The organism is Winogradskyella sp. A3E31 (assembly GCF_046720935.1).
Taxonomy (GTDB): Bacteria; Bacteroidota; Bacteroidia; order Flavobacteriales; family Flavobacteriaceae; genus Winogradskyella.
The window spans coordinates 63,525-86,851 of record NZ_JBHNWH010000005.1; the positions used below are offsets into that span (position 1 = coordinate 63,525).

Below are 23,327 nucleotides of genomic sequence, written 5' to 3' on the forward strand. Positions count from 1 at the left end.
TACTATGCTCTAATGTATCCTGTATGGATTTTTATGAAGTAATTTTTAAATTTTCATTAGTTTTATGATTCAATTCTATTCTATGAAAAAAGCGTTACTCTTACCTGTATTTTTTGCACTTAGTTTCTGCAGCATTGCTCAAGTCTTGAACAAGTCTAATTTAGAATCCTATTCAGGATTTTTTGATTTTTATTACGACGATTCCGAAGATAAAATCTATCTAAAAGTTGATAAGCTTGAAACGGACTTTTTATATGTCAATTCTTTAGCGACGGGAGTTGGCAGTAACGATATTGGTCTAGATCGTGGCAAATTAGGTAATGAGCGTGTGGTTCATTTTAAAAAAGCCGGTAATAAGTTATTGCTCATTCAACCTAATCAAGGATATAGAGCCAACACTGATAATGCTTTAGAAAAGAAAAGTATAGAGCAGGCCTTTGCAAAATCTGTATTATTTGGTTTTCCTATTAAATCTGAAGAAAACAGTACTTACATCATTGATTTCACTCCATTTTTAATGGAAGATGCGCAAGGAGTGGCAAACACCTTAAAACGAAACAAGGAAGGCACGTATAAGATTGATGCTTCAAAAAGCGCATTATCTCTAGAACGGACAAAAGCATTTCCAAATAATGTAGAATTCGAAGCTCTATTAACCTTTAAAGGTGAGTCAACAGGGCGAAATTTACGTTCCGTAACGCCTACATCGTCTTTGGTATCAGTAATTCAGCACCATTCTTTTGTAAAATTACCAGACGACAACTACACTCCAAGAGTGTTTGATCCTAGAAGTGGTGCTATCCCGATGTCTTATTTAGACTATGCCACACCAATACAAGAAGATATTAGAAAGCGATTTGTCATTCGGCATCGTTTAGAAAAGAAAGACCCTAATGCAGCAATTAGTGAGGCCAAAGAATCTATTATCTATTATTTAGACCCAGGGACTCCTGAGCCTGTACGATCAGCCTTATTAGAAGGAGCACGTTGGTGGAACGAAGCCTATGAAGCTATTGGGTTTAAAAATGCATTTCAGGTTAAAATGTTACCTGAAGATGCAGATCCTATGGACTGTCGCTATAATGTGATTCAATGGGTACACCGTTCTACTCGTGGTTGGAGTTATGGGGCGTCGGTGGTCGATCCACGAACAGGTGAGATTATTAAGGGTCACGTAAGCTTGGGAAGTTTAAGGATTCGTCAGGATTTTATGATTGCACAAGCCTTAATGGATAAGCCTTTTGCAGAGGGTAATGATAATTATCAACCGATGTTAGATATGGCTCTGGCACGCATTAGACAACTTAGCGCCCATGAAGTTGGGCATACGATAGGGTTTGCACATAATTTTGCAGCGAGCACAAATGATAGGGCTTCTGTTATGGATTATCCACATCCGCAGATTACATTGAAAAATGGTAATATCGATTTTAGTGATGCTTATGATACAGGAATCGGGGAGTGGGATAAAGTAACAGTAGCTTACAGTTATTCTGAATTTGGTAAAAATGCTAATGAAAAAGAGGAACTCAATGCCGTTTTAGAAAAGGCTAAAAATGATGGATTGCGTTTTATTTCAGATTCTGACGCAAGAGCAGCTGGGGGAGCTCATGCCTTGGCTCATTTATGGGATAATGGAGCATCCGCCGCAGAAGAATTAAATGACGTTTTGGAAGTCCGGAAAGTGGCAATGGCTAATTTTTCCGTAGATAATGTAAAGACCAATACTCCATATTCTGTTTTAGAGGATGTGTTTGTGCCGTTATATTTCTTTCATCGCTATCAAACTGAAGCGACTACCAAAGTCGTTGGAGGATTAGACTATAATTATGCTGTAAAAGGTGATGGACAATTAACGACTAAGTATGTGGATAGAAAGGCACAAGAAGAAGCACTTGATGCTTTGTTAAAAACAATTCAGCCAAATGCTTTAGCCATTCCTAAAGATAAATTAGACTTATTTCCACCTAGGGCTTTTGGTTATGGACGATCACGCGAGTCCTTTAAAGGGCAAACAGGAGTTGCTTTCGATCCTATTGGAGCAGCAACTACTGCTAGTGACATGACGTTGAAGTTTTTATTACATCCACAACGCGCCAATCGTTTGGTATTACAAAAAGGTTTGGATGATAATCAATTAGGACTAAAAGAGGTTTTAGATAAAATTATATCAGCGTCCTTTAATAACTCTAATGCTAACAACTATCACAATGCCATTCAGCATGAAGTGAATCACAATGTAATGAAATACATCATGAATTTAGCCGTAAACAATCAAAGTTATTTTGAAGTTATGGCGATTGCCAATAAGACCATTTCAGATTTAGCAACAAAAAGTATGTTTAGTAGTACACGAGGAGATGCTATAGGTTTTCAATATGGCTTAATGATTAAGGAATTTTTTGATAACCCTGAGAAATTTAAAATTGAGGCTGCACCACAAATACCAGATGGTTCGCCAATCGGAACTGATTTATGCACTTATAACCCTAATTAATGAGAATAGATTTACGAAGCGATACGGTAACAAAACCAACCAAAGGCATGCTAGATGCTATGCTATCTGCGGATGTTGGTGACGATGTATATAAAGAAGATCCATCAGTAAATGCCTTGGAAGAAAAGTTGGCTGAGATGTTTGGTATGGACCAAGCGTTGTTCTTTCCAACTGGAAGTATGGCCAATCAAACGGCTTTAAAATTACATACCAATCCGGGGGAACAAGTGATTTGTGATAAATACGCACATATTTATAATTATGAAGGCGGTGGTGCATCGTTTAACAGTGGCATTTCCTGTAAATTAATCGACGGTCATCGTGGTATGTTTACTGCCCAACAGGCGGAAGCTGCGATTAACCCACCAGATTTCTATCACAGTCCGTTAACCTCACTTATCGAAATTGAAAATACGACCAATAAAGGTGGCGGGGCTTGCTGGGATTTTGAAGAACTGAAAGCAATCCGACGTATTGCCGACAAGCATAACTTAGGCTATCATCTTGATGGTGCACGACTATGGAATGCCCTCGTTGCTAAAAAAGAATCTCCGCTAATCTACGGATCTCTTTTCGATACCATATCAGTATGTTTGAGTAAAGGTTTGGGATGCCCAATAGGTTCAGTTTTATTAGGTAATAAATATCTTATGGAAGGAGCTATTAGAGTGCGAAAAATATTAGGTGGAGGTATGCGACAGGTAGGATATCTTGCCGCTGCTGGATTGTATGCTTTAGAACACCATACTGAACGCTTAGACCTAGATCATCAAAAAGCGCTGGAAATAGGAGAGGTGCTCAACGAAATGGATGCCGTTAAAATTGTGGAACCTATTGAAACCAATATTGTCATATTTGAATTGCATGAACATATTGATGAAGCAACGTTTTTAAATGCATTAACTCAAAACGATATTCATATCATTGGTATGGGAAGTAATAAATTACGCATGGTAACGCATCTAGACTATACCGATGACATGCACGATAAACTTTTGCAAACACTTATTCAGATCTAGTTTTAAAACAATAGTACAATCAATTGTTTTTCAACCTATTACCGCATTCAGTCCACTGTAAACTGAGACTGAAAACTATTTTAAAGTCCTGGAATATTCGGCATACCCTCTTTGGCAACAGCAGCTAATTCCGCCTCATTAATTTTGGTTGCCTTGTCAATGGCTTTATTTAAAGTAAGTATTAAATAATCCTCTAACATCTCTTTGTCTTCAAGTAAACTTTCGTCGATAGTAATTGATTTTATAGTTCTATTTGCTGTTAGAGTGACTTTTAATTTGTCATCGCTGCTCGATTCATCTATCATGACGGTATGTAACCGTTCTTTTGTAGCTTCAACTTTCTTTTGGGCTTCTTTTAATTTATTCATCATGCCCATCATATCTCCAAACATATCCAAGTCTTTTAATTATTACGCTTCAAAATTAGTAAATTGCGCCACTTTTCAGCTTAATTTTTTACTAAATCATATGGCAAAGCCTAAAGATATTCTTCCTCCTGTAGCAAATAAAATCCCAAAAGAGTTATCAATTCACAATGACATAAGGGTCGATAATTATTTTTGGATGAATGACAGGGAAAACCCTAAAGTTATTGACTATTTAAATGCTGAGAATAACTATTGTGATGCTAAAATGAGCCATACCAAAGCATTTCAAAAGTCATTGTTTGAGGAAATGAAGGCCAGAATAAAGGAAGATGATGCGTCTGTTCCGTATAAATATAATGGCTACTGGTACATTACAAGATTTGAAAAAGGCAAAGACTACCCTGTTTACACTCGTAAAAAAGATAGTCTAGATAATCCTGAGGAATTGTTATTCGATTGTAACAAAATGGCTGAAGGGCACAGTTATTTTAAATTGGTGGGAATCTCTATTAGTCCAGATAATACTAAAGTATCTTTTGGTCTCGATTTAAGTGGTAGGCGTCAATATACCATTCAAATTAAAAACTTGTTAACTGGTGTTGTTGAGAATGATAATATCGAAAATACTACAGGGTCATCCACTTGGGGTAATGACAATACAACCTTGTTTTTTACCAAAAAGGACGAAAAGACCTTGAGGGCATTTCAAATTTATAGATATCAATTAGGGTCAAATAAAAGCGAATTGGTATTTGAAGAAGCTGATGACACCTTTGGAGTGGCTGTATATAAATCTAAAAGCAGAAAGTATATCATTATAGCTTGCTATAGTACGCTTACAAATGAATACCATATTCTTAAGTCTGATGAGCCCTTAGGGAAATTTAAGCTTTTTCAGCAGCGCGTCAGAGGTTTGGAATATAGTATTTCACACTACGATGATCACTTTTATATACTTTGCAATAAAGACAAGGCATTCAATTTCAAATTGATGAAAACGCCAGAAAATGATACTGCTTTACCCCAATGGTCAGAGGTTATTCCACATAGAGATGATGTTTTATTAGAGAATATTGACATTTTTAAGGATTATTTAGTGCTAAGTGAGCGTTCTAACGGCTTGCACCAATTGAGAATTAAGCGTTGGGATAATTCTGAAGATTACTATTTACCTTTTAAGAGTGAAACATATACAGCATATACCACGACAAACGTTGAGTTTGATACTGAAATTCTGCGTTACGGTTATAATAGTTTAACTACATCTTCATCGGTTATCGATTTTAATATGAAGACCCAGACGGAGACCGTATTAAAAGAGCAAGAGGTTTTAGGTGGAACTTTTAAGAAGGAAAACTATGAGTCCCAAAGAATTTGGGCTACGGCAGATGATGGAACAAAAGTTCCGATATCGTTAGTATATCGAAAGGGTGTTGAGTTAAATGGCAGCAATCCTTTGTTACAATATGCTTATGGGTCTTACGGTTCTACAGTCGACCCCTACTTTTCCTCACTTCGTTTAAGTTTACTCGATAGAGGTTTTATCTATGCAATATGTCATGTTCGTGGGGGAGAATACCTTGGTCGTCACTGGTATGACAATGGTAAATTGTTGCACAAAAAAAATACGTTTACTGATTTTATAGCATGCTCAAAGTTTTTAATTTCAGAAAACTTCACTTCAAACAAACATTTATATGCTATGGGTGGCAGCGCCGGTGGTTTACTGATGGGAGCAATAATCAATAAGGCACCAGAATTATACAATGGTGTTATTGCGGCAGTTCCTTTTGTAGATGTTATAACGACCATGTTAGATGATAGCATTCCTTTGACCACAGGGGAGTATGATGAATGGGGAAACCCTAATGACAGATTGTATTATGAGTATATAAAGTCTTATTCTCCTTACGATAATGTTGAAGCCAAAGAGTATCCGCATTTGTTTGTGACTTCTGGGTTGCATGATTCGCAAGTGCAGTATTGGGAACCGACCAAATGGGTTGCAAAACTGAGAGAACTTAAAACAGATGATAATATATTGCTGTTAAGAACTAACATGGATGCGGGACATGGCGGGGCATCAGGTCGCTTTGAAGCATTAAAAGAAGATGCAGAAGAATATGCCTTTTTACTTGACCTTGAAGGTATTAACACCTAGTTAAAAAAAATTTGTATTTTTGCCCGGTTTATAGAAATAATAGTATTTTTATTTCGATTAATAGCTTTTATGAAGAAAAACAACCATGTTTATGATAATGTGCTTCAGCTTATCGGTAGCACACCACTCATTAAGTTAAACACTATTACTTCAGGCTTTATAGGTGAGTTCTATGCTAAAGTAGAAGCCTTTAATCCAGGTCACTCATCAAAGGACCGTATTGCACTTCATATTATAGAAGAAGCAGAGCGACAAGGCATTTTAAAACCTGGTGATACCATAATTGAAACGACCTCAGGCAACACAGGTTTTAGTATCGCTATGGTAAGTATCATTAAAGGATACCAATGTATTTTGGCAGTAAGTTCTAAATCTTCAGCAGATAAAATAGACATGCTAAAGTCAATGGGAGCAAAGGTGCATGTATGTCCGGCCCATGTAAAGGCAGACGACCCAAGATCTTATTACGAAGTCGCAAAACGTCTTCATAAAGAACATGAAGGGTCTATTTATATCAATCAATATTTCAACAAACTTAATTTAGACGCACATTACAAAAGCACTGGCCCAGAAATTTGGGAGCAAACAGGTGGTGAGATTACTCATTTAGTAGCGTGTAGTGGTACAGGAGGTACAATCTCTGGTATTTCTAAATATTTAAAAGAGCAAAATCCGAACATAAAAATCATAGGTGTTGATGCTTACGGTTCAGTTTTAAAGAAATTCCATGAAACTAGAGAATTGGATGAAAAAGAAATTTATCCATACCGTATAGAAGGGTTGGGGAAGAACTTGATACCTACAGCTACTGATTTTGACTTAATTGATAAATTTATAAAGGTAACTGATGCCGAAAGCGCGCATACAGCACGAGAAATTTCTAGTACAGAAGGACTTTTTGTGGGATACACGAGTGGTGCAGCAATGCAAGCCTTAAAGCAACTAAATGAGGAAGGTGAGTTTAAGCCTTCGGATAAAGTTGTGGTTGTTTTCCCTGACCATGGATCTAGATATATGAGCAAGATATATAGTGACAAGTGGATGGAAGAGCAAGGCTTTATGGATGAAATTGCAATTCCAAAAGCTAAAATCAATTACGTTAAGTAATACAATAACAATAAAAAAACCTGTCATTATTTCAATTTTGATAGGCTTTTTTATGTTTAAAAGTCAGTGGATAGATTGCTAAAATAAATTATGCATTCCTAATTATAATGCCTAATTTTGCCAATTGACTAAACTATTTTAACATAAAATTAATACGTCGAAAAACGCTTAATTTTTGACTTATTAAGACAAAGAAGAACATGAAGGACTTATTTGAAAAGATTTATAGAGATAAAGGCCCGTTAGGGAAGTGGGCTGCTCAAGCCGAAGGATATTTTGTATTTCCTAAACTTGAAGGTCAAATCTCAAATAGAATGAAGTTTCAGGGTAAAGATGTTATTACATGGAGTATTAACGATTACCTTGGTTTGGCTAATCACCCTGAAGTACGTAAAGTGGATGCTGAAGCAGCTGCCGAATACGGGTCTGCTTACCCAATGGGTGCGCGAATGATGTCTGGTCATACCGACTTACATGAGCAGTTACAAAATGAATTGGCTGCTTTTGTGAATAAAGAAGCAGCTTATCTTTTAAATTTTGGATACCAAGGTATGGTATCTACTATTGATGCTCTGGTTTCTAAGGACGATATTATTGTTTATGATGTCGATGCTCATGCATGTATCATTGACGGTGTGCGTCTGCACATGGGAAAACGCTTTACCTACAAGCATAATGATGTTGATAGTTTAGAGAAAAATCTCGAAAGAGCCACCAAAATGGCAGAGCAGACAGGTGGTGGAATCCTTGTGATTTCAGAAGGTGTGTTTGGTATGCGTGGTGAGCAAGGACGATTAAAAGAAATTGTTGCGCTTAAGAAGAAATTTAATTTTAGATTATTTGTTGATGATGCCCATGGTTTCGGAACTCTAGGTGCTACTGGTGCTGGAGCAGGTGAGGAACAAGGCGTACAGGACGATATCGATGTGTATTTTGCAACTTTCGCTAAGTCAATGGCTAGTACTGGTGCTTTTATCGCCGGTGACCAAGAAATAATCGACTATTTAAAATACAACTTAAGGTCTCAAATGTTTGCTAAATCCCTTCAGATGCAGCTTGTTGTTGGTGCATTGAAGCGTTTGGATATGTTGAGAACAATGCCCGAATTAAAGCAAAACCTTTGGAAAATTGTTAATGCATTACAATCAGGTTTAAAGGCAAGAGGTTTTGATATTGGGACAACCCAAAGTTGTGTGACGCCTGTTTACTTAAAAGGTAGTATTCCTGAAGCAATGGCCTTAGTAAGAGATCTAAGAGAAAATTACGGAATATTCTGTTCTATAGTAGTTTACCCTGTTATACCTAAAGGATTAATTTTATTAAGAATGATTCCGACAGCAACCCATACGTTGGAAGATGTTAAGGAAACATTAGATGCGTTTGATGCTATTAGAGAGCGTCTTATCAACGGAACTTATAAAAGAATGTCTGCAGCCTTAATGGCTTCTATGGGAGAGTAAATTCCTTAATAAATTATATAACAAGCCACACTCAGTTGTGGCTTTTTTTTATAGGTCTTTTCTAAATGTTTTCCGTCTTCGGTAAACAACAGGCGAAAAGTGCTTCCAGATTTTCTTTATGGCCTCATTATCTTCAAGCTCTGGTGTACGATAACAATCTTGTATGCCACGCTCAGTAAAAACATTATAGTATTCGTTAAAAATAACAGCATGAACTCCTTTGTTCTGGTACTCTGGGTGAATACCTATCAAGTAGAAAACAACATCTTTACTGTTCTTTTTGGCCTTTAGGATATGCGAAAATCCTAGTGGAAAAAGTTTCCCATTGGCTTTCTTTAATGCTTTTGCAAATGACGGTAATACAATTGCAAAACCGATTAAATTATCTGACGCATCAACTACAAATTTTATGTACTCTGGATTAACAAAACTGATAAACTTCTCCTTAAAATAAGCCTTCTGAATATCGGTTATAGCAACAAAGGACGACAAAGTAGAGTAGGTTTCATTAAATAAATCGAACATGCGATCGGCATAAGGCATAACCTCCTCAGTTTTTGTAAATGACAATGCCTTAAGACCATAGCGTCGTTTTATTAAGTCTTGAGCCTTTACAAAGGTTTCTGGATTAACGTTAGAAAATGGAAAACGGCTTTCTGCATAATGTTTTTCTGGCGCATAACCATGTGCCACATAATGATCTGCGTAATAGGGATAGTTGTACCATGTAATCATAGAGCTCATGGTATCAAAACCTTCAGTAATTACACCAACCTTATCTAAATTTGAAAAGCCTACAGGCCCTTCTGTATATTCAAGATTGTTTTCTTTTCCGATAGATTCAACCTTATCCAATAAAGCTTTGCTTACTTGCAAATCGTCAATGAAATCAAACCACCCAAAACGCATCTTCTTTTGGCTCTGACCTTTTACTTCTAACCAATTAATGATGGCTGCAACTCTTCCTACAAGCTTTTGGTCCTTATAAGCTAGAAAAAATCTGGCATCAGCGTCTTTGAAAATTGGGTTCTTATCCTTATTGAAAGTTTCTAATTCTTGCTTAATTATTGGGGGAACCCAGTACGGAGAGCCTTTATAAAGCTGAAAAGGAAACTTAGCAAAAATGGCAAGTTCCTTTTTAGAAATAGCTTCTTTAATTTCAATCATTCATTAGTCGTTTAGTTGGTTAGTTGGTAGTTCTGCTTGTTAATTAAAAGCCATTGTCTATTTCCTTATCTTGATGAAAATCGAAGCGATATGACGCTCCAAAAGCTATGTTAAATACTGAGGGAGTGTCTTTAGTGTTAAAAGCGATATTGGCATCTAACTGAAAATCCTTGGTCCATAAATAAGCTCCTCCAAATCTCAACAAATTATCTGCATAAAAATCACTTTTAATCCCCTGTGTTTCTCCAAAAATAACCCACTGAGGACTAAACGAATGGGTTAATGTTAATATGTATTGAAAATCTGAATAGTCTGTTCCTATTCTATCTTTTATAAAATTCATGACAAAAACCCAACCACCTTCAAAGTTATTTTGAGTAGCCACCATTACCTTTGGGCTAAAACCTTCAATACCTGGTGGAGTGTATGGATTATCCTTTGAGTCAAAATTTGCCCCAGCATAAACTGCTACTGCAGGGATTAATGATTTCCACTTAAATTGCCTGTTTGCATGGTAACTATATAAATTGGGTTTGTCCTCTTCAGCATTTTTATAAGGATCATAAACTAAATATTTGGCACCTAATGCAAATTGTTTAAAATTAGATCGTGTGTCTTCAAACGGTATGGCGGCATTTAAACTTCTAAATGTATCATTTTGGTAAATCCCTTCGATATTGATTTCTAATTCTTCAAATAAAAGTCCATAACGTGCAGAAAAATCAACACCAAAGCCTTCAACTTCATATCTAAGAGGGGTATGTTCTTCTTTTACCGTAAAACCACCTAATTCGAGCTGAATAACATTAGTGCCAACAGAAAAAGCACTTTTAGAAACACCAGGACGGTTAGAGTTTATAACCTCTGTATATTGTGCATACGAGATTTGGGCAAAACAAAAAATAAAGACTAAAAAAAAGGATTTGGATTTGGACATTGGCTTAATGTTAGAAGTCAAATATATAGATTTTAATTTTTTTTTAAGGAATAATAACGGTTTATAAATACAGTAAATTGTATTTTTGATATTAGTTTACTAAGGCATGATTTATACAGCATCTGTTTATGGTTTACTGAGAACCATACTCATCATATTACTTATATATTTTGGTGTTAAGATTTTAGCACGATTATTTGCTCCCTTTTTATTAAAATTTGTGGCGAAAAAAGCCGAGGAACGTTTTGGACAGCAATTTGGCCAAGATCCAAGGCAGCAGTCACAGCAGAAACACAAAGAGGGGGAAACTGTAATCGATAAGGTACCGAAATCCGACAAAGAATCGAATAAGGATGTTGGCGAGTACATCGATTATGAGGAAATAGAGTAGGGCTATTATGAGTCTTTATTGATTTTGGTCTCACTTTTTCGAAAAATATAAGTACTTTTCAGTCATATTTATTCAAAATAGTTTCATGTCCTTTCCGTTTAAAAAAATTCTTCCGCATTTCCTTATAACTATTGGTTTTGTTGTTATTGCCTTAGCTTATTTTAATCCAGTATTAAAAGGAAAAAAGATTTTTCAGAGTGATATAATGCATTACATTGGGATGGCTCAGCAGCAAAAAGAGTTTAGGGCTGCTGAAAATGAAGAAACCTATTGGACCAATAGTGCTTTCGGAGGTATGCCAACATACCAGTTAGGTGCAAAATATCCGCACAACTACATAAAAAAACTCGATTTAAATCTTCGCTTTTTACCAAGACCAGCTGATTATTTATTCTTGTACCTCATTGGCTTTTATATATTATTATTAAGCCTAAAAGTAGATTTTAAGCTCGCAGCGCTTGGGGCTCTGGCATTTGGATTTTCGACCTATCTTATTATAATCTTAGGTGTTGGTCATAATAGTAAGGCTCACGCCATTGCATATATGCCACTTGTACTTAGTGGGATTATTTTAGTATTCAGGAAAAAATATATTCTTGGATTTTTACTCACAATCGTTGCCATGGGATTAGAGATAGTCGCCAATCATTTCCAAATGACCTATTATTTATTGCTCTTAGTCATCGTTTTAGGTGTAGCGTATTTAATAGATGCCTATAGAAAAAAAGAAATACCGCATTACTTTAAATCCATTGGATTATTATCAGTAGCAGTATTAATTGCTATTGGTCTAAATGCAACCAGTATTCTAGCTACACAAGAATATGTAAAGGAAAGTACGCGTGGACAAAGTGAATTAACCATTAATCCCGATGGTAGTGAAAAAGAGATAACCACGGGGTTGAGTAAAGAATATATCACGGAATACAGTTATGGAATATTAGAAACATTTAACCTTTATATCCCACGTTTTATGGGTGGAGGAAGTACAGAAGATATTGGCAAGGATTCCGAAACCTATAAAGCATTAATCAATTTGGGTGCTGACCCTATACAAGCACTTGAAGGCTCTAGAAATGCATATACCTATTGGGGGGAGCAAACCATAGTAGAGGCACCTGCTTACGTAGGCGCAGTAATTTTATTCTTGTTCGTATTGGCCTTGTTTATGGTTAAAGGACGTCTCAAATGGTGGTTAGTTGGTGGTACGTTGTTGTCTTTGCTATTATCTTATGGGAAACATTTTGGACTTCTAACGGACTTTTTTATTGATTATGTTCCGCTATATAATAAGTTTAGAGCGGTAAGTTCCATCCAGGTGATATTAGAACTGTGCATTCCTGTCTTGGGCATTTTTGCCTTGGTTCGGTTATTCAACGATTTTGAAAAAGACGATGAAAAATTGAAGGCTTTGAAGTACGCTACAGCTATAACAGCAGGATTAGCCATACTCTTTTTATTATTTAAGTCGTCTTTGTTCGATTTTGTAGGCGCAAGAGATGGTCAATTACGACAAGCTTACGGACAACCTTTTGTAGATGCTTTAATTGAAGATAGAAAAGCCATATTCAATGCTGATACGTTGAGAACGTTAATTCTTGTATTGCTATCTGCTGGCACAATCTATTTCTATATTAAGAAAAAGCTTTCGGAAAAAATTGTTGTTGTTCTTTTTGCTGGACTCATCTTATTCGATTTGGTTGGGGTCGATAGAAACTATGTCAATAATGACAATTTTATCTCAGCCAGACAAGTCGATAGACCTTATCTACCAAATGCAGCAGATCAGGAGATATTAAAAGATGACGGGCACTTTAGAGTATTAGACATGTCTAATGAAGGTCAGAGAGCTCCAGCTAGAGCAGCCTATTTCCATAACAGTTTATCAGGCTATCATGCTGCTAAATTAGGACGATTTGATGATTTGTTGAACTTTCATATTTATCAGAATAATATGAATGTGCTCAACATGCTCAATACTAAATATATTATTGCAGAAGATCAAGGGCAGGTATTTCCGTATACCAATACGGATGCCAACGGTAATGCCTGGTTTATTTCAAAATTAAAACCACTTGAATCTGCTAACGCAGAGATTAAGGCCTTAGATAGTCTGGACACAAAGAATGAAGCCGTGATAGCAATGCCTGATTTTAATTCAGCAGGGCTGGATAAAGTATATGCTATAGATTCTTTAGCATCAATAGAATTAGTAGAGTATAAGCCCAATTATCTTAAATACGAATCTTCTAATGCAAACGATGGTTTTGCTGTTTTTTCGGAAGTGTATTATTCAGAAGGCTGGCAATCATATATAGACGGAAACGCAGTAGAACATCAGCGGGTAAATTATGCCTTGCGAGGGGTTTCCGTACCAAAAGGGAATCATGTTATAGAATTTAAGTTTGAACCTGAAGTCGTAAAAACAGGTAGCAAGGTTGCATTGGCAAGTTCCATAGTATTCGTACTGCTATTAATTACAGGGTTGTTTTATAAATTCAGAAAGACTAAGCAAAACCAGTAATGCCACAAAAGGTTTTAATTATAACGTATTATTGGCCACCAGCAGGTGGACCGGGAGTACAACGTTGGTTGAAATTTGTAAAGTATTTACCAGAATTTAGTTTTGAACCTATTGTATATTGTCCAGAAAACCCTAGTTATCCTATTGAAGATAAAAGCCTACTAAGAGATATTCCTAAAGACATCACTGTTTTAAAACAGCCTATTAGTGAGCCCTATAAATTGGCTAATTTATTTTCTAAGAAGACAACAAAATCTATTAGCTCTGGTGTAATTCCCAAAAAAGAGAAACAATCACTCTTAGAGCGATTGTTACTTTTTATTAGGGGGAATTTTTTTATTCCAGATGCCCGAAAAAACTGGATAAATCCATCAGTACATTATTTGTCCAGTATTATAAAAAAGGAAAATATTAAAACAGTCATTACCACTGGGCCACCCCATAGTATGCATGTTATTGGATTGAGGTTAAAGCGAAATCACAATATCACCTGGTTAGCAGATTTTAGAGACCCTTGGACGACTATTGGTTATCATAAGGCTCTGAAGTTATTACCATTTGCAATGAAGGAGCATCAGAATCTCGAATTGGAGGTATTACGTTCTGCCGATATTATTACCGTGACAAGTAGCCATACCAAAAAGGAATTTAGAACTAAAACAAATCAACCTATAAAAGTGATTACCAATGGGTATGATGAACATAACATAGAGGTTAGGAGCAAAGAAGATAAATTCACGATTTCTCATATAGGATCGTTGCTTTCCGACAGAAATCCACTGGCACTTTGGGAAGCACTTTCAGACCTTGTTAGAACAAACCAAGACTTCCGTTCCCATTTTATGTTGCAGCTTATAGGTGTTGTAAGTGAGTCCGTTATGCAGACGATTCAACAATTGGGCCTTAATGATTATGTTAATTTTAGGGGCTATCTAGAGCATAATGAAGCTATAAAAGCACAGCTTAAATCTCATGTGTTACTTTTAATAGAAATTGATTCTGAAGATACTAAATCCATCATACCGGGGAAGCTTTTTGAATACATGCATTCTAAAAACCCGATTTTAGCCGTTGGCCCAAAGGGTTCTGATGTTAAGACTATTTTAGAATCAACCAACTCAGGTAAGTATTATACTTACAGCCAAAAAGAAGATATCCGAAAAGAAATTCTACAACAGTTTTCGAATTATAAAAATGGAACGTCAGAAAAAAACAGAACGGATATTCAACAATTTAGCCGTAGATCATTGACAAAATCTCTTTCTGAATTATTGAAAAAATAATTTAATACAATAAAAAAACATCCCGCAAGGTGCTTTGAGGCATACTCCTGCGGGACGTTCCACTAACCAACCAAAAAAATTATTTTATCCTCTAGAGCGTCTACTGTTAGATCTCGTAGATTTTGATTTTGAGGGTCTACTTGTTGATCTTTGACTTGCAGAAGACTTTCTCTGTATTGTCTTTTGTCTTGCTTTAGGCTGACTGCTTCTAGACTGTTTTACTGATTGTTGTCTAGATTGTGTCTGCGTTCTACTATACTTACGAGAATTAGAACTGCTTGGTTTTGACACTCTAGCATTTTGTTTTACTCTCGTACTTCTCTGGGTTCTTTGTGCATTTGTGTTTTGACGTCCAGAGTTTCTGTTTATAGTAGCGCTTCTACTTTTATTAGTTCTTGATGACTGTCCAACTCTTGCATTAGACTTTGATCTATTTGTACTAGAAGACTGACTAACCCTAGCATTAGTATTAGACCTAGAAGTCCTAGATGTGTTACCAACTCTACTATTAGACCTTTCCGTTCTTTGGTTGCTTCTTACAGCAGTATTAGAACGTTCGTTTCTATCTCTCGTGTTGCCAATAACATTTCTATTAGTACGAGTTGCTCCATTATTTTGAGCAACTCCAGCATTTCTAGAGCTTCTGCTCACTGCATCATTAGATCTTCTAGAGCTACTAGAATTGCTTCTTGCACTAGTATTGTAGCGTCTTCCTGTATCTGCACTTGCCAAGCGTCTATTACTGCTTCTTGATGAAGCTATACTAGAATATCTTCGCTCAACACGACGTTGTATTTGTCGCTCTCTTGTGTTTCTTGGAGATTGTGCATAACGACTGTAATAACGATCATTACTTCTTCTTCCAACTCTTGAATATACGTTTCTGTTAAAGTTTCTGGCATATCTATAGTTGTTCGCGTAAGGTCTGTAGTACACATGTCTTACAGGTACATAATACCGTCTATAAGGAACTGTATTTACTATACAATAGTTTGCTGCCGGTATTGCATAATAACGGTGCCATGGTCTATACACATAAGATCTGTTATAAATATTGATATACCCTGTAAAGTGTGAAAACACTCTATTTCTATAGAAAATATTTAATCCACCTATAACACTAACTCTCCCAAAATTATTATAGTTGATAAAAATATCACCGATTTGGGATACCCTTCCGAAGTAATCATAGAAAATAGGTGTGTTTTCAATTTGAATCACAGCACCAAAACTATCATACTGTACATAAGGGTTATAGTTGTAACCTGAGTTAAAACTAAAACTTACTGGCCCTGAATGTATACCTACACTTACGTTTGGTCCATAAGCTTGTGCATAAAAATCAAATTGCCCATCTGGGAAAACGGAAAATTCTATGCCGTCCTCAACAAAGATAAATGAGTTGCCATATCCTCTATAAAAATTAGATGAGGTGGCTTCTGTACTGTTGGTGGTTTTTGCTGCAACAGATCCTACTGAGAGTAAAAAACCTGCTATTAAGAATAATATCCGTTTCATGTTTTTAGGGTTTTAAATTAAATTCATATTATAAGAATCAAACAGCGTGCCAAAACCCTAAACCAATAGATTAGTTAAATCTCAAATAAATGAAAAACCCTGTAAATTGGGGGTTTACAGGGTTTAGGATGCTGAGCAATAAATTGCCCAGCGGTTATAATTGTAGAAATGTTACCTCCTTCTTTTAGACTTTAATTTCTTCTGCTTTTTCACCTTACCATTTTGTTTAAAATAGTAGTAGTTGTCATCATCGATATAATCATCGTCCCATCTATTAAAGTCATCAAATCTATTGCGGTGATCTATATCACATCCAGAAATTCCACAAAAGTTGCAATCTTGGTTGCTTCTATTGACAAATCCTTTAGTATGGATTAATCGACCTTTTCTATTGTATTGAAGTTTTAATCCACCAACCTGTCGAAGGTAACCATGTCTATAGCTCACATAAACCGAACCAACTCTTTTAATTCGTCCGTTTCGGTCATAATTAATAAACACATTGCCTACACGTCGTACACGTCCCAGTCGATCATGTGTTACAAGAGTTCCTCTTGAGCCATAATGAGAGTTAGAAGTGCCAGGTGCACCAATGGCTACATTTATTGAACTTCTTCTGGTATTTCTCTGTAAATACAAACCGGTTCTACGAGGAGAAATCAAATCTGTATTAAAATCAAAACTACCATCGGCAAAGATTAGAAACTCTACACCACGTTCAATGAATGTTACAGGTTGGGCATAACGATAGCGTGATGTAAGATCTAAATCTTTATTTAAAATTGCAGAACTGCTTTCTGCTGCGGTTACAGATGTTAATCCCATTAACACTGCTGTAAAAAGTAAAACTATTTTTTTCATAGTACTAAAATTTAGATTGTGCCTACTCGTATTTAGCTTTTCGGCTTACGCTATTTGTTTTGAAGGTTTCAATTAGTATGCCAAAATCATAAACCTTTGTTATGCAAGCTGTTGGTAAATTTTTTAAATAAAATAAGATAGGCAATGTTATATTCTTTGGACTTTTTAGTACCTGTTTTTATAGTTTTTGTAATTTTATTTCAACTAACCAAAACCAATGGACCAACAAAACACTAATAAGTGCCAAAACTGTGAGCAACCGTTTAAAGATGGTTTTGAGTTTTGTCCACATTGTGGGCAAAAAACGAATGAAGACTTAACTATCGGGGTATTATTTTACAATGCCATTAGTAATTACTTTTCTTTCGATGCCAGATTTTTAAAGAGTTTTATCCCATTAATGTTCAAGCCTGGTTATTTGGCCTCTAAGTTTCTTGAAGGCAAACGGCTTTTATACTTACATCCAGCACAGATGTATCTTTTTATATCAGTTATTTTTTTCTTTCTATTGTCATTTAATACACGAGATTGGGTAAAAGAAGCCGATAAAATCAATGAACAAGCCGTCCAATTCGATATTGAAAAAGATTCAACTGCAAATAATTTTTCTCTCAAAGACTCAATGGATAAAGAAAAAGTTATGGAGTCGATTAAGAAAAATCAGACACAATTTGGGTTAAAGGATGAGGATCTTAAATTGGCAGACTCCCTTCTTAATCAAGAAATTGATTCCACACGAAATATCAACACCTCTTTTGATTTTAATAAGAAAAAGGTAGATTCTTTAATAGCAGTTGGTGCAGAAGATAAAGTCATTTATAAAGAAATGGGTATGGATGACGATGCAGGATATTTTCAAAGAAAAATATATCAAACATGGCTTAATTTGCTAAAAGGGAGTGGAGCAGGGTCTTTGGTGCAAAAGTTCTTTGACACCATACCAATAGCTATGTTTTTCTTAATGCCTTTATTTGCGCTGATACTAAAACTGTTTTATTTAAACAAAGGAAGGTATGCACATCATTTAGTGTTTAGTTTTTACTTCTTTTCATTTTTGTTTACTGTTTTCAGTATTGTTTTTGCCATTAACAGATTTATAGTAGATATACCTGATTGGATAGATTGGCTAATTGCCCTGTCAACATTCTTTTATTTTTTGTTGGCATTACAGCAATTTTACAAGCAACATTGGATATTGACGTTTCTAAAAAGTGGACTGATTAGCTTTATTTTCTTGTCGCTTGTACTACCGATGGCTTTTGTGGTTTTAGTAGGACTTACCTTTATGTTTTAGACAACACCTACAAAGCATTGTAATACTTAAAGGCTTCAAAGATATCACTATTACTGACCTCACAATCAACTTCTGGATTTCCGATATTATTCAACAGAACGAATTTTACTTTACCATGACTGTTCTTTTTATCATACTTCATTAAGTCAACAATAGGATCAAAATCTTTATTTTCGATTGTCACTTTTTTGAAGGTTTTTAAGAACGTAGCTGAAATAGTATTTAAATCGTCCTTAGAAAACCCACAATACTTAGTTGATAAATGAGTTTCCAAAATCATACCTATGGCAATAGCTTCACCATGTAACAGGGCTGCTTTGTCTTTAGCATCTAAAAAGTAGGATTCAATAGCATGGCCAAGGGTGTGTCCGAAGTTTAGAATTTTTCTTAGCCCTTGCTCAGTAGGATCTTCTGTAACAACATTATTTTTTATGACAACAGAATCATAAATTAATTGATCTAAATCTTCAATTGAAAGTTGTTCTAAGGAAGACAATTTGTCCCAATAGGCTTCATCTCTAATCAAACCATGTTTTAGCATTTCAGCCAAACCAGATTTCATGTGATTTTGAGGTAAAGTATTTAAAAATTCGGTATCAATTAAAACCATTTTAGGTTCACTAATTACACCAATCTGGTTTTTTAAAGACCCTAAATCTACGCCTGTTTTTCCACCAACAGAGGCGTCAACCATTGCCAATAAAGAGGTGGGCACATTGATGTATTCTATACCACGCTTATAAGTACAAGCCACAAAACCACCAAGGTCAGTGACCACACCACCACCTAAATTTATAATTAAACTTTTTCTGTCGGCATCTAATTCTGAAAGTGCATTCCAAACTCCTATACAAGTTTCAATAGTTTTATGAAGCTCACCTTCAGGTATCTCAATCACTTCTATAGCAATATCTGTTTCAATTTTAGAAAGGAAATCAGGTAGACAGTCTACATGAGTATTCTCATCAACGATAACAAAAATTTTAGAAGTTAAACAATCTTTTAAAAAGTCATTTAAAGCTAAATATACCTTGTTATTGAAGTGTACAACGGCATCTTTTGTCTCTATAGAAGTCATGCTTTTAATCTCTAAATTTCAGGGTGTGAAAATACTCAGATTTTTAGTAAAAGTAGGGGCATATTCCATATTTTTGTTCAGCTAAAAATTAAAAATGTCCCAGAAGTCATTATTCGAAAATACGGAAACCGCATTTAAATTAAAATCCAACTCAGAGTTACAGCGGGCATATTTTTTGTTCAAAATGATAGCCATTGAGCCTTTGGTTAAAATTGGGACTGCCGCTACAAACCTAGCCTTAAAAGCTAACTTGCCTGTTGAAGGGTTGATTAGGTCAACGGTTTTTGATCATTTTTGTGGGGGAGTTAACGAGGATGATTGCCTGTCTGTTATTGACAAGATGTATGAAGAAGGAGTAAGTTCTGTTTTAGATTATTCGGTAGAAGGCAAAGCTATTGAAGAGCATTTTGACGCTGCGGTTGAGAAAACGATTAAGATTATCAATTTTTCGGATGATCGTGAGGCCATGCCTATCGCTGTGTTTAAGCCCACAGGGTTTGGCCGATTTTATTTGTATGAAAAGAAATCTAAAGGTGAACCCTTTTCGCCTAAAGAACAAGAAGAATGGAATAGGATAGTAGATCGGTTTCATAAGGTTTGTAAACAAGGAAAAGATAAAGATGTTGAGGTGTTAATCGATGGTGAAGAAAGTTGGATGCAGACAGCCGCTGATGATTTGGTAGAAGACATGATGCGGGTTTATAATATTGAAAAGCCTATAGTTTATAATACCTTACAATGCTATCGCTGGGATCGTTTTGAGTATTTACAGGAACTGCACAAACGTGCAAAAAAAGACGGTTTTAAAATAGGGATGAAAATTGTCCGTGGAGCCTATATGGAAAAGGAACGTGAGCGTGCGCTTGAATATGGTTATGATTCCCCGATTTGTTTGAATAAAAAAGCCACGGATGACAACTTTAATGCAGCTCTGCATTATATTTTAGAACACCTTAACGACATTTCGATTTTCATAGGAACTCATAATGAGATTAGCTGCTTAAAAGCTTTAGAAATCATGAAAGAACTGAACATTTCTAAAACAGATAATAATGTTTGGTTTGGGCAATTGTATGGCATGAGCGACCATATCAGTTTTAATTTGGCAAAAGAAGGGTATAATGTTGCTAAATATGTGCCTTTTGGTCCAGTAAAAGATGTGATGCCATATTTAATAAGAAGGGCAGAAGAAAATACATCTGTAGCAGGGCAAACAAGTAGAGAACTTCAACTTCTTAAAAAAGAAATGAAACGTCGTAAGCTCTAGTTAAAACGCGCACTCAATATTGTAGCAATAGAATCACAGTTTCTGACTTTAAGAACCACTGGCTCGTCCTTATAACTGTTTTCAATATGATATACTTTACAAGGCTTTGCTTTAACATCACTTTCAGAAAAGTCCACATTTCCGTAGCGAATCAATTGTTTGGCTATTGTAGAATCAATTTGTCTAGATAAAAAATTCGCTTCAACCCCAGATGATAATTGTAATTGTTTTGAAGCAATATTTTTTGTTGTTCTGGCATTAGGTCCGTAATCACATGAAGCATCTTTTCCATTGAGAAAAAAAGCGAGGATGATTAATCCAATGGCAAAGCCACCTAAGTAATAGCCTAAACGTTGTACAAATTTCATAAATAAGTAATAATTAGAAAATTAAAAGGTTGGCATCACTAAATTCCAAACCGTACCAATCGGCAACAGATTTGTTAGTTAAAATGCCGTGGTAAAAGTACAAACCATTTCGCAATCCTCTGTCAAAACGCAATGTATTTTCAATACCACCGTTTTCACCAATTTCGAGTAAATAGGGGGTAAAAATATTACTAATTGACACTGATGCGGAACGAGAATATCGGGCTGGGATATTAGGCACACAATAATGAACAACCCCATTATGCTCAAAGGTAGGGTTATTGTGTGTCGTCACTTCACTCGTTTCAAAACAACCACCCATATCTATACTAACGTCGATGACCAATGATCCAGGCTTCATGTGGTTGACCATATCCTCGGTTACCACAATTGGAGCTCTGTTAGACCCTCTGACGGCCCCAATAGCCACATCGCATCGTTTTAGAGCCTTCAAGACATTTTTAGGCTGCATGGTCGATGTGTAAATAGTTTTATTCAAATTGGCCTGTACACAACGAAGTTTGGTAATAGAGTTGTCAAAAACCTTGACGTTGGCACCAAGCCCTAGAGCAGACCTTGCGGCAAATTCGCCAACAGTACCAGCACCCAATATCACAACTTCCGTTGGGGGAACACCGTTGATATTGCCCATCATTAGTCCATTACCTCCGTTAACATTACTCAATAATTCTGAAGCAATTAAAATAGATGCAGTTCCAGCAATTTCACTTAATGAGCGTACCGCAGGGTAAGCACCATCTTCATCTTTGATAAACTCAAAAGCTAAAGCTGTGATTCTTTTTTTTGCCAATGCTTCAAAATAAGATTTGTCTTGGGTTTTTAACTGAAGCGCGGAAATAAGTATGGTTTGGGGGTTGAGTAATTTAATTTCATCAAGTGAAGGTGGTTCAACCTTAAGAATAATAGGGCAGGAGTACACTTTTGCAGTATCCTTGGTGACTTCCGCACCTGCTTCACTATAATCTTTGTCTTTAAAGTTTGCACCGAGACCAGCACCAGACTCAAACATAACCCTATGCCCATTAGCTGTTAGAGCAGAAACAGCATCGGGTGTAAGGCATACTCTGGTTTCTTGAAAATGGGTTTCTTTAGGTATCCCAATAAATAAATCCCCTTTTTGTTTTAAGATTTCTAAGGTCTCTTCTTGGGGTAATAACTGGGATTTAGTAAATGGACTTAATGACTTACTCATTGGTTAAATTGAGTTTGTTGCTAATGATTAGTAAGTCAAATTACGATAAATTTATGATTTTAGCCTATTAGTTAGGTTTAAAAATACTGTTTTACTTTAGCCCAAAAGGTCTTAGGCTTAATCATAAACTCTTCTTCAAGTTCTTCCATAGTTTTATCAGCATGATTAATCTGATTAAACATTTTTGCTCGAATCAAATACACTGAAGGAATAATTACCGCCATAAAAGGAAGTAGCCATATAATATGCATTTCATCTATAAAAATGATCTCGTCATTAAATGCACTAAGTGTTTGAAAGGAAAACATTGCAATTGGAATTATTAAGACATGGTACCACCAATGTTTACAAGTAAAAAACCATAAAACAGATAAAACCAATGGCACTAACTTCATCATTAACACCCAAATCCCAACATTGGCACTTTGATAATAATTACTGTTATAAGTACCTAACCAGGTATTCCAAGTTTGAGTATCAGGAACATACTCATATAAATAAAACAAAAAGGGAGTCGCTGCAATTAATGTTGCAATGATACTCCCAAGTAAAATTTTGCGGTTATAGGATTTTTTATCCGTTAGACGCGACTTTAATTTTACGTTTGTCAACTTTGTTGATTGCTTGCTCATTTAAGTCTATAATGTTAGTTGCTGAAACAGTAAATAACATTCCACCGAAAATGGCAATAGCTAAAATTAATTTTTTGCTTTTCATAATTCAAGGGATTAATTAATTAATATACCACAAATTTAAAGGCATCACTGCGCTTAGTAAAATGCAATACTGTTAAAATCCGATGAATTTTGATGTT

Annotated in this window: 20 protein-coding genes; 10 read left to right on the top strand and 10 right to left on the bottom strand. The window is 35.7% G+C overall.

The genetic code is table 11. The features are described from left to right. The first annotated feature begins 82 nt into the window (after nucleotides 1-82). Nucleotides 83-2,497, top strand: a complete 2,415-nt coding sequence (locus ACFEMA_RS07450; RefSeq protein ID WP_411767457.1) for a zinc-dependent metalloprotease — start codon at nucleotides 83-85, stop codon at nucleotides 2,495-2,497. Further along, a complete protein-coding gene (locus ACFEMA_RS07455) occupies nucleotides 2,497-3,516 on the top strand; it encodes a threonine aldolase family protein (protein ID WP_411767459.1) in 1,020 nt (339 codons plus the stop codon). Before ACFEMA_RS07450 ends, ACFEMA_RS07455 begins: the two co-directional genes overlap by 1 nt. A gap of 80 nt (nucleotides 3,517-3,596) precedes the next feature. Here ACFEMA_RS07455 and ACFEMA_RS07460 read toward each other — a convergent pair whose 3' ends face one another. Then, complete coding sequence (locus tag ACFEMA_RS07460) at nucleotides 3,597-3,908, bottom strand: YbaB/EbfC family nucleoid-associated protein (RefSeq protein ID WP_411767461.1); 312 nt, start codon at nucleotides 3,906-3,908, stop codon at nucleotides 3,597-3,599. Between the two features lie 76 nt (nucleotides 3,909-3,984). Here ACFEMA_RS07460 and ACFEMA_RS07465 point away from each other — a divergent pair, with 76 nt between their 5' ends. The 3 genes from ACFEMA_RS07465 to ACFEMA_RS07475 all read left to right on the top strand — a co-directional run bounded on the left by ACFEMA_RS07465 (nucleotide 3,985) and on the right by ACFEMA_RS07475 (nucleotide 8,612). Beyond that, the gene (locus ACFEMA_RS07465) at nucleotides 3,985-6,045 is read left to right on the top strand and encodes a S9 family peptidase (RefSeq protein WP_411767462.1); all 2,061 of its coding nucleotides are present in this window, start codon (nucleotides 3,985-3,987) and stop codon (nucleotides 6,043-6,045) included. Nucleotides 6,046-6,114: 69 nt separating this feature from the next. Then, on the top strand, nucleotides 6,115-7,152 hold the full coding sequence (locus tag ACFEMA_RS07470; RefSeq protein WP_411767463.1) for a PLP-dependent cysteine synthase family protein: 1,038 nt from the start codon (nucleotides 6,115-6,117) through the stop codon (nucleotides 7,150-7,152). 200 nt (nucleotides 7,153-7,352) lie between these two features. Beyond that, nucleotides 7,353-8,612, top strand: coding sequence for an aminotransferase class I/II-fold pyridoxal phosphate-dependent enzyme (locus ACFEMA_RS07475; RefSeq protein ID WP_411767464.1), 1,260 nt, complete (start codon nucleotides 7,353-7,355; stop codon nucleotides 8,610-8,612). Nucleotides 8,613-8,660: 48 nt separating this feature from the next. Here the strand turns inward: ACFEMA_RS07475 and ACFEMA_RS07480 are convergent, their stop codons facing one another. After that, the gene (locus ACFEMA_RS07480) at nucleotides 8,661-9,779 is read right to left on the bottom strand and encodes a GTP cyclohydrolase (RefSeq protein WP_411767465.1); all 1,119 of its coding nucleotides are present in this window, start codon (nucleotides 9,777-9,779) and stop codon (nucleotides 8,661-8,663) included. 43 nt (nucleotides 9,780-9,822) lie between these two features. Beyond that, nucleotides 9,823-10,716, bottom strand: coding sequence for a transporter (locus ACFEMA_RS07485; protein ID WP_411767466.1), 894 nt, complete (start codon nucleotides 10,714-10,716; stop codon nucleotides 9,823-9,825). Between the two features lie 106 nt (nucleotides 10,717-10,822). Here ACFEMA_RS07485 and ACFEMA_RS07490 point away from each other — a divergent pair, with 106 nt between their 5' ends. The 3 genes from ACFEMA_RS07490 (at nucleotide 10,823) to ACFEMA_RS07500 (ending at nucleotide 14,914) form a co-directional block, all read left to right on the top strand. Continuing rightward, nucleotides 10,823-11,107, top strand: coding sequence for a DUF4834 family protein (locus ACFEMA_RS07490; protein ID WP_411767467.1), 285 nt, complete (start codon nucleotides 10,823-10,825; stop codon nucleotides 11,105-11,107). Nucleotides 11,108-11,192: 85 nt separating this feature from the next. Continuing rightward, a complete protein-coding gene (locus tag ACFEMA_RS07495; protein WP_411767468.1) occupies nucleotides 11,193-13,631 on the top strand; it encodes a YfhO family protein in 2,439 nt (812 codons plus the stop codon). After that, the gene (locus ACFEMA_RS07500) at nucleotides 13,631-14,914 is read left to right on the top strand and encodes a glycosyl transferase family 1 (RefSeq protein WP_411767469.1); all 1,284 of its coding nucleotides are present in this window, start codon (nucleotides 13,631-13,633) and stop codon (nucleotides 14,912-14,914) included. Before ACFEMA_RS07495 ends, ACFEMA_RS07500 begins: the two co-directional genes overlap by 1 nt. A gap of 84 nt (nucleotides 14,915-14,998) precedes the next feature. Here ACFEMA_RS07500 and ACFEMA_RS07505 read toward each other — a convergent pair whose 3' ends face one another. Both ACFEMA_RS07505 and ACFEMA_RS07510 read right to left on the bottom strand, forming a co-directional pair. Beyond that, on the bottom strand, nucleotides 14,999-16,432 hold the full coding sequence (locus tag ACFEMA_RS07505) for a hypothetical protein (RefSeq protein ID WP_411767470.1): 1,434 nt from the start codon (nucleotides 16,430-16,432) through the stop codon (nucleotides 14,999-15,001). A gap of 171 nt (nucleotides 16,433-16,603) precedes the next feature. Beyond that, a complete protein-coding gene (locus ACFEMA_RS07510; RefSeq protein ID WP_411767471.1) occupies nucleotides 16,604-17,293 on the bottom strand; it encodes a hypothetical protein in 690 nt (229 codons plus the stop codon). Nucleotides 17,294-17,510: 217 nt separating this feature from the next. Between ACFEMA_RS07510 and ACFEMA_RS07515 the strand changes: the two genes are divergently transcribed. Beyond that, a complete protein-coding gene (locus tag ACFEMA_RS07515; RefSeq protein WP_411767472.1) occupies nucleotides 17,511-18,587 on the top strand; it encodes a DUF3667 domain-containing protein in 1,077 nt (358 codons plus the stop codon). 7 nt (nucleotides 18,588-18,594) lie between these two features. Here the strand turns inward: ACFEMA_RS07515 and aroB are convergent, their stop codons facing one another. After that, nucleotides 18,595-19,665: a 3-dehydroquinate synthase gene (gene aroB, locus ACFEMA_RS07520; RefSeq protein ID WP_411767473.1), complete on the bottom strand. Its 1,071-nt coding sequence runs from the start codon at nucleotides 19,663-19,665 to the stop codon at nucleotides 18,595-18,597. A 94-nt stretch (nucleotides 19,666-19,759) separates the two neighbouring features. Between aroB and ACFEMA_RS07525 the strand changes: the two genes are divergently transcribed. Next, on the top strand, nucleotides 19,760-20,932 hold the full coding sequence (locus ACFEMA_RS07525) for a proline dehydrogenase family protein (RefSeq protein ID WP_411767474.1): 1,173 nt from the start codon (nucleotides 19,760-19,762) through the stop codon (nucleotides 20,930-20,932). Here the strand turns inward: ACFEMA_RS07525 and ACFEMA_RS07530 are convergent. From ACFEMA_RS07530 to ACFEMA_RS07545, 4 genes are all read right to left on the bottom strand, one after another. Further along, complete coding sequence (locus tag ACFEMA_RS07530; protein ID WP_411767475.1) at nucleotides 20,929-21,300, bottom strand: hypothetical protein; 372 nt, start codon at nucleotides 21,298-21,300, stop codon at nucleotides 20,929-20,931. The genes ACFEMA_RS07525 and ACFEMA_RS07530 overlap by 4 nt on opposite strands. Nucleotides 21,301-21,313: 13 nt before the next feature. Beyond that, the gene (locus ACFEMA_RS07535) at nucleotides 21,314-22,513 is read right to left on the bottom strand and encodes an alanine dehydrogenase (RefSeq protein ID WP_411767476.1); all 1,200 of its coding nucleotides are present in this window, start codon (nucleotides 22,511-22,513) and stop codon (nucleotides 21,314-21,316) included. 77 nt (nucleotides 22,514-22,590) lie between these two features. Further along, nucleotides 22,591-23,124, bottom strand: a complete 534-nt coding sequence (locus tag ACFEMA_RS07540) for a hypothetical protein (protein WP_411767477.1) — start codon at nucleotides 23,122-23,124, stop codon at nucleotides 22,591-22,593. Beyond that, nucleotides 23,087-23,230 (bottom strand): hypothetical protein, encoded by a 144-nt coding sequence (locus ACFEMA_RS07545; protein WP_411767478.1) that lies wholly within the window; start codon nucleotides 23,228-23,230, stop codon nucleotides 23,087-23,089. Before ACFEMA_RS07545 ends, ACFEMA_RS07540 begins: the two co-directional genes overlap by 38 nt. Between the last annotated feature and the right edge of the window lie 97 nt (nucleotides 23,231-23,327).

What these genes read in the sequence shown, in the direction of transcription:
- ACFEMA_RS07450 (WP_411767457.1), top strand. Translation starts at nt 83, where the DNA reads ATGAAAAAAGCGTTACTCTTACCTGTATTTTTTGCACTTAGTTTCTGC.
- ACFEMA_RS07455 (WP_411767459.1), top strand. Translation starts at nt 2,497, where the DNA reads ATGAGAATAGATTTACGAAGCGATACGGTAACAAAACCAACCAAAGGC.
- ACFEMA_RS07460 (WP_411767461.1), bottom strand. Translation starts at nt 3,908, where the DNA reads ATGTTTGGAGATATGATGGGCATGATGAATAAATTAAAAGAAGCCCAA.
- ACFEMA_RS07465 (WP_411767462.1), top strand. Translation starts at nt 3,985, where the DNA reads ATGGCAAAGCCTAAAGATATTCTTCCTCCTGTAGCAAATAAAATCCCA.
- ACFEMA_RS07470 (WP_411767463.1), top strand. Translation starts at nt 6,115, where the DNA reads ATGAAGAAAAACAACCATGTTTATGATAATGTGCTTCAGCTTATCGGT.
- ACFEMA_RS07475 (WP_411767464.1), top strand. Translation starts at nt 7,353, where the DNA reads ATGAAGGACTTATTTGAAAAGATTTATAGAGATAAAGGCCCGTTAGGG.
- ACFEMA_RS07480 (WP_411767465.1), bottom strand. Translation starts at nt 9,779, where the DNA reads ATGATTGAAATTAAAGAAGCTATTTCTAAAAAGGAACTTGCCATTTTT.
- ACFEMA_RS07485 (WP_411767466.1), bottom strand. Translation starts at nt 10,716, where the DNA reads ATGTCCAAATCCAAATCCTTTTTTTTAGTCTTTATTTTTTGTTTTGCC.
- ACFEMA_RS07490 (WP_411767467.1), top strand. Translation starts at nt 10,823, where the DNA reads ATGATTTATACAGCATCTGTTTATGGTTTACTGAGAACCATACTCATC.
- ACFEMA_RS07495 (WP_411767468.1), top strand. Translation starts at nt 11,193, where the DNA reads ATGTCCTTTCCGTTTAAAAAAATTCTTCCGCATTTCCTTATAACTATT.
- ACFEMA_RS07500 (WP_411767469.1), top strand. Translation starts at nt 13,631, where the DNA reads ATGCCACAAAAGGTTTTAATTATAACGTATTATTGGCCACCAGCAGGT.
- ACFEMA_RS07505 (WP_411767470.1), bottom strand. Translation starts at nt 16,432, where the DNA reads ATGAAACGGATATTATTCTTAATAGCAGGTTTTTTACTCTCAGTAGGA.
- ACFEMA_RS07510 (WP_411767471.1), bottom strand. Translation starts at nt 17,293, where the DNA reads ATGAAAAAAATAGTTTTACTTTTTACAGCAGTGTTAATGGGATTAACA.
- ACFEMA_RS07515 (WP_411767472.1), top strand. Translation starts at nt 17,511, where the DNA reads ATGGACCAACAAAACACTAATAAGTGCCAAAACTGTGAGCAACCGTTT.
- aroB (WP_411767473.1), bottom strand. Translation starts at nt 19,665, where the DNA reads ATGACTTCTATAGAGACAAAAGATGCCGTTGTACACTTCAATAACAAG.
- ACFEMA_RS07525 (WP_411767474.1), top strand. Translation starts at nt 19,760, where the DNA reads ATGTCCCAGAAGTCATTATTCGAAAATACGGAAACCGCATTTAAATTA.
- ACFEMA_RS07530 (WP_411767475.1), bottom strand. Translation starts at nt 21,300, where the DNA reads ATGAAATTTGTACAACGTTTAGGCTATTACTTAGGTGGCTTTGCCATT.
- ACFEMA_RS07535 (WP_411767476.1), bottom strand. Translation starts at nt 22,513, where the DNA reads ATGAGTAAGTCATTAAGTCCATTTACTAAATCCCAGTTATTACCCCAA.
- ACFEMA_RS07545 (WP_411767478.1), bottom strand. Translation starts at nt 23,230, where the DNA reads ATGAAAAGCAAAAAATTAATTTTAGCTATTGCCATTTTCGGTGGAATG.